Consider the following 6043-nt stretch of genomic DNA (forward strand, 5'->3'; position numbering starts at 1 on the left):
GCGCGTCATGACGGACTCGCAGGCCCCGGCACAGCCCGGTACCACCCCCAGCACGGGTACCAACCCCCTCGCCCCCGCCCCCACCGGCGTCCGTACCGCCGCCGACGTGGTCACCCCCCAGCTCGTCGCCCAGCTCACCAGGGGTGTCGTCGGCTCCGGCCGTACCGCGAACCACACGCCGTTCACCGGCGAGAAGCTCGCCGACCTGCCCGAGTCCACCCCCGAGGACGTACAGCAGGCCTACGCCGCGGCCCGCGCCGCCCAGGCCGTCTGGGCGGCCACCCCGGTACGGGAGCGCGCCGCCGTCCTGCTGCGCTTCCACGACCTGATCCTGGCCCGCCAGGCCGAGGTCCTCGACCTGATACAGCTGGAGACGGGCAAGGCCCGGCTGCACGCCCACGAGGAGGTGCAGGCCGTCGCGGTGGCCGCCCGGCACTACGGCCGCAAGGCGCCCGCCTACCTCCGGCCGAAGCGGCACGCCGGCGCCATGCCGACGCTGACGAAGGTCACCGAACTGCGTCACCCGCGCGGGGTCATCGGTCAGATAGCCCCCTGGAACTACCCGCTGGAGCTGTCCGTCGGCGACGCGCTTCCCGCGTTCGTCGCGGGCAACGCGGTCGTCATGAAGCCGGACACGGAGACCTGCCTGACCGCGCTCTGGGCCCGGGACCTCCTCATCGAGGCCGGTCTGCCCGCCGGTGTCTTCCAGGTCGTCATCGGCGAGGGCCCGGTGGTCGGCCCCGAGGTCGTGCGGCACGCCGACTACGTCTCCTTCACCGGCTCCACCCGCACCGGCCGCGAGGTCGCGCAGGGCGCCGCCGCCCGCCTGGTCGGCGTGTCCCTCGAACTCGGCGGCAAGAACGCCATGCTGGTCCTGGAGGATGCCGACATCGAGAAGGCGGCCGCGGGCGCGGTCCGGGCCTGCTTCTCCTCCGCCGGCCAGCTCTGCATCTCCATCGAGCGGCTCTACGTCCACGAGTCGGTCGCGGACACCTTCCTGGACCGCTTCGCGACCCGCACCAAGGGCATGCGCCTCGGCAACTCCCTCGCGTACGGCGCCGACATGGGCTCCCTGGTGGGCGACCGCCAGCTGGAGACCGTGACGCGGCACGTGGAGGAGGCGGTCGCCAAGGGCGCGAAGGTCGTCGCGGGCGGTACGGCCCGCCCGGACATCGGCCCCTACTTCTACGAGCCGACCATCCTCGACGGCGTCACCGAGCCCATGGCGGTGTGCGGGGAGGAGACCTTCGGCCCGGTCGTCTCGATCTACCGCTTCAAGACCGACGACGAGGCCGTCGAGCTGGCCAACTCCACGCCGTACGGCCTGAACTCCTCGGTCTGGACGAAGGACGGCCGCCGCGGCCGCGAGGTAGCCGCCCGCCTGCGCACCGGCACGGTGAACGTCAACGAGGGCTACGCCCCGGCCTACGGCAGCGTCCAGTCCCCGATGGGTGGCATGAAGGACTCCGGCCTCGGCCGCCGCCACGGCTCCGAGGGCATCCTCAAGTACACCGAGGCCCAGACGGTCGCCCAGCAGCGCCTGCTGCCGATGGCCCCCTCCCTGGGCATGACCGACGAGAAGTACGCCCAGTTCATGAGCACCAGCCTGAGGGTGATGAAGGCACTCCGGCTGCGCTAGACACCACCCGTTCTCAACGAGGAGAGCATGTGCCCCAGGACGCCTACGACTACGACGTCATCGTCGTCGGATCCGGCTTCGGCGGCTCCGTCACCGCCCTGCGCCTGACCGAGAAGGGCTACACCGTAGGCGTCCTGGAGGCAGGCCGCCGCTTCACCCGGGAGAGCCTCCCCAGGAACTCCTGGGACCTCAAGAACTACCTCTGGGCCCCCAAGCTGGGCTGCTACGGCATCCAGCGCATCCACCTGCTCGGCAACGTCATGGTCCTCGCCGGCGCGGGCGTCGGCGGCGGCTCCCTGAACTACGCCAACACCCTCTACGTCCCGCCGAAACCTTTCTTCGACGACCCCCAGTGGCGCCACATCACCGACTGGCAGGACGAGCTGAAGCCGTACTACGACCAGGCGCAGCGCATGCTCGGCGTACGGCTCAACCCGACGACGACCCCGTCGGACGTCCACCTCAAGGCGGCCGCGCAGCGCATGGGCGTCGGCGACACCTTCCACATGGCCCCGGTCGGCGTGTTCTTCGGCGACGGCGAGGACGCGGACGGCGCCGCGAAGGCGAGGGCGGGCGAGCAGGTCGCCGACCCGTACTTCGGCGGCGCGGGCCCGGACCGCAAGGCCTGCACCGAGTGCGGCGAGTGCATGACCGGCTGCCGCCACGGCGCGAAGAACACCCTGAACGAGAACTACCTCTACCTCGCCGAGAAGGCGGGCGCGGTGGTGCACCCCCTGACGACGGTCGTGTCGGTCACCGACGACTCGCAGGGCGGTTACGCGGTCACCACCGTGCCGACCGACGCGAAGAAGAAGGGCGGGGGCCGGACCTTCAAGGCCCGCAGGGTCGTCCTCGCCGCCGGCACGTACGGCACCCAGACCCTGCTGCACCGGATGAAGGCGAGCGGCCGGCTGCCGTACCTCTCCGGCCGGCTCGGCGAGCTGACCCGTACCAACTCCGAGGCCCTGGTCGGCGCCCAGACCGACGATCGCCGCTACCGGAGGGCGACGGGCACGGCGAAGGTCGACTTCACGCGCGGCGTCGCCATCACCTCGTCCATCCACCCGGACGAGAACACCCACATCGAGCCGGTCCGCTACGGCAAGGGCTCCAACTCGATGGGCGGGCTCTCCATCCTCCAGGTGCCGTACGCGGAGGGCTCGTCGCGGGTGGCCGGCTGGCTGGCGAACGCGGCCCGCCACCCGCTGCTGGTCCTGCGCTCGCTCTCCAACCGGCGCTGGTCGGAGCGGACCATCATCGGCCTGGTGATGCAGTCGCTGGACAACTCGCTGACGACGTACCTGAAGCCGTCCGGCGTCGGCAAGGGGCTGCTCACCGCACGCCAGGGGCACGGCGCGCCCAACCCCAAGCAGATCAGAGCCGCCTCGGAGGCCGCCTCCGCGATCGCCGCCGACATCAACGGCTTCGCCGGCTCCAACGTGGGCGAGCTGATGGGCACCCCGCTCACCGCCCACTTCCTCGGCGGCTGCCCGATCGGCGACTCCCGCGAGACGGGCGTCATCGACCCCTACCACCGGCTGTACGGCCATCCGGGCATCTCGGTGGTCGACGGCGCCGCGGTCTCCGCGAACCTGGGCGTGAACCCGTCGCTCACCATCACCGCGCAGGCCGAGCGCGCGATGTCGTACTGGCCGAACAAGGGCGAGGCAGACCCGCGCCCGGCGCAGGGGGAGGCGTACGAGCGGCTGCGGCCGGTGGAGCCGCGCGACCCGGCGGTCCCGGCGGAGGCGTTCGGCGCGCTGCGGCTGCCGTTCCTGGGCATGCCGACGGTGCCGCCGAAGAAGGACTGACGCCGTCCTCACAGGCCGCGGACACGACCGAGGGACCTGCACCCCCCTCCGAGCACAGGTCCCTCAGTCTTTTTCCCGTCGGCCGCGAGGGCCGGTTCAGGTCTGTGTCACGCCCCCGGCCTGCGTCGGCGCACCGCGATCACCGCGCCCGCGCCGGCCACGACGGCGACACCGCCGACGAGCGCGATCACCGGGAGCGCGGAGCCGGCGCCGGTATCGGCGAGGCTGCCGCTGATGGGGCGGGCCGGGCCGCCCTGGGGCCGCGGGCCGTCGTTCTGCCGGCCGCTCGGCTCGGCGTCGTCGACGTCGCCCACGTCGCTGCCGGCGGCGAGGATCCGGACGTCGTAGAAGTCACCGGCGACATGGCAGGTGGCGTCGGCGTCCGCGTAGACGGCCTCGCTCATCGCGAACGACGAGCCGGCCGGGGCCGACGCCTTGACCTTGACCCGCAGGTCGAAGGTGGCGGAGCCGTCCTTCTCCAGCGAGTCGAGCAGCGCCACGAAGGAGCCCGTGACGTTGACCGTCCTGCCCTGCTCGTCCTCGTAGGAGTCCTGGTAGCCGTCGGTCCACTTCCCGTCCTCCTTGACCTGGATGACGGCGAGGCCCTCGGACAGCCAGGCGTCCGAGTCGTCGCCGTACTCCAGGTACGTGTCGAGGTACAGGTTCTTCAGGTCCGCGGCGGAGTCGTTCTCGACCTCGAAGGTGAAGTCGTGCCAGCCGGAACCGGCGACGATCTTGTTCGGCAGGCCGGTGATCCGGGCCTTGAGCTGCTTGTCCAGCTCGAAGTCCCGGCAGTCCTGGTAGGGGTCGAACGGCTGCTCGTCCGCGCCGCCCGACGGGCTCGGCGAGGTCGACGGGCTGCCGGACGGCGACCCGGACGCGGATCCGGAAGCGGAAGCGGATCCGGAGGCCGGTGTGGACGGGGGCTGTGCCTGCCCGTCCTGCCGCGGCGCCGAGGGGGACGAGCTGTCGGACGCCGCGGCGGACGGGCTGGAGTCGTCCGACCCGGACGGCGAGGCGGAGGTGTTCTGTGACGCGGACCCGCTGGGCGACGGCGAGCCGCTCTCCTGCGCGAAGGCTCCGGGCGCGGCCAGCAGGGCGGCCGGCGCCAGTGCGGCGCCGACGGCCAGGGCGGCGAGCGCGGGGCGGAGCTTCATCGAGGACCTCGTGGATCGGGTGCGCTGCGACTGCGAAGACCGCGGCGCTGTTGGGGGAGGCCAACCGCATGTGGGGAGCGGAAGTGGCCCTTGTTTCGGTAGGTGTGACCCGCGAAGTCTGTGAAGAGTTGCGTCGCCCTCACGGATTCTTTATGTGATGTGAGTCACACCTGTCGCTCATTCCCCGGTGTCGGTCGGCAGCAGGTCCCCCACGTCGGTCCCGCACTCCTTCTCGACCACGGCGACCGAGGCCTTCCGGGCGCTTTCGTCCACCGGGCCCGAGCCCGCGTCGAGGGAGGCCGCGTAGGTACGCAGGGCCGTGGCGTCGCCCGGCGCCAGGTCGGCGAGGTCCGTGAGAACGCCGGCCAGCTCCTCCGGTGTGTAGCTGCTGTCCTCGGACACCGCGAGCGGCGACGCCATGGTGCAGAAGGAGTCGGCGGGCTCGGTCACCCCCGCGACCTTCTGATGGCGGGCGGGCGCGTCCAGGTCGAAGTACTGGGCCGCCTTGGGCTCGGGAGTCGCGCCGCGCAGGACCGCGCTCACCTCGGTGGCCGGCTTCCCCGCGGTGCGGAAGGCCACGGGTTCCTCCTCGCCGGGGACCAGCTGCCGCTCCAGCGCCGAGCGGTACGCGTCCACGGTGACGGGCTCGCCCTCGAACTCGCCCTCGCCGATCCGGCCGTTGTCGTAGGGCAGGACGCCGCCCGATCCGAGCGCTGCCCACACCCCGTCGGAGTACCGGGCGAACGTGACCACGTAGGAGTGGCCGACCTCCAGCCGCGACGCGCCCTGGGAGCCCACACGGACCCGGGCGCCGTCCTTCATCTGCCACCCGTCGACGGCCACCGACAGGGACCCGGGCAGCGCCGGCGCACCGGACCGCGCCCACACCCGCTCCGTGACCTCGAGGTCGACCCTCCTCGACACGTACTCCTCGGCCTCCTCGCCCGTGCCGGGGTCGGGGTCGGGGTGTTCGGCCGCCACCCGGACGACGGCGACCTGGTCGCCGTACGACACCCAGTCGGTCGCCGTCCTGGAGGGGACGGCCTCCTTGGCGTCGGTGAACACGACCTGGCCGGGGGCGCGTTCGCCGCTGTTGCTCGTACCGATGCCGGTGGAGGCGGTGCCGTCCTCGCCGCCGCCGTCCGGTAACGCGACGAGGGCGACGGAACCGGCCAGGGCCGCGCCGAGCAGGGCCCCCGTGATCTTCGTGCGCGTGGTCAGGGCCACGTGACTCCCCCTTGTTCTGGTCCAGTGGTCGTGGCGGGCCCCTCTCGGTCCGCCGCCACTGTGACGCGGCAGGAGCCCGGTTCGTTCATGCGACTGGCGGGGGGGGGGGGGGTGGGGGGGAGGGAGGGCGCCCACGCCCCCAGCCCTGGGATGGTCACCCCCCCCGCCCGCTTCTGTCTGTGGCCCCCGCAAACCCCATCGGGACCCCC

The 6043-nt window shown here is 72.4% G+C and carries 4 protein-coding genes; 2 read left to right on the plus strand and 2 right to left on the minus strand.

Translation table 11 applies throughout. From position 1 onward, the window contains the following. Window positions 1-7 precede the first annotated feature (7 nt). Both ACZ6D7_RS43130 and ACZ6D7_RS43135 read left to right on the plus strand, forming a co-directional pair. Window positions 8-1639, plus strand: a complete 1632-nt coding sequence (locus ACZ6D7_RS43130; protein WP_469503306.1) for a succinic semialdehyde dehydrogenase — start codon at window positions 8-10, stop codon at window positions 1637-1639. 29 nt (window positions 1640-1668) lie between these two features. Then, entirely contained in the window at window positions 1669-3450 is a 1782-nt protein-coding gene (locus ACZ6D7_RS43135) for a GMC family oxidoreductase N-terminal domain-containing protein (protein WP_469503309.1), read from the plus strand. Between the two features lie 107 nt (window positions 3451-3557). On the opposite strand, the gene ACZ6D7_RS43140 is transcribed toward ACZ6D7_RS43135, so the two are convergent. Further along, on the minus strand, window positions 3558-4607 hold the full coding sequence (locus ACZ6D7_RS43140) for an LPXTG cell wall anchor domain-containing protein (RefSeq protein WP_469503311.1): 1050 nt from the start codon (window positions 4605-4607) through the stop codon (window positions 3558-3560). Between the two features lie 177 nt (window positions 4608-4784). Then, complete coding sequence (locus tag ACZ6D7_RS43145) at window positions 4785-5834, minus strand: hypothetical protein (RefSeq protein WP_469503314.1); 1050 nt, start codon at window positions 5832-5834, stop codon at window positions 4785-4787. Window positions 5835-6043 lie beyond the last annotated feature (209 nt).

The organism is Streptomyces sp. NPDC041784 (assembly GCF_055591025.1).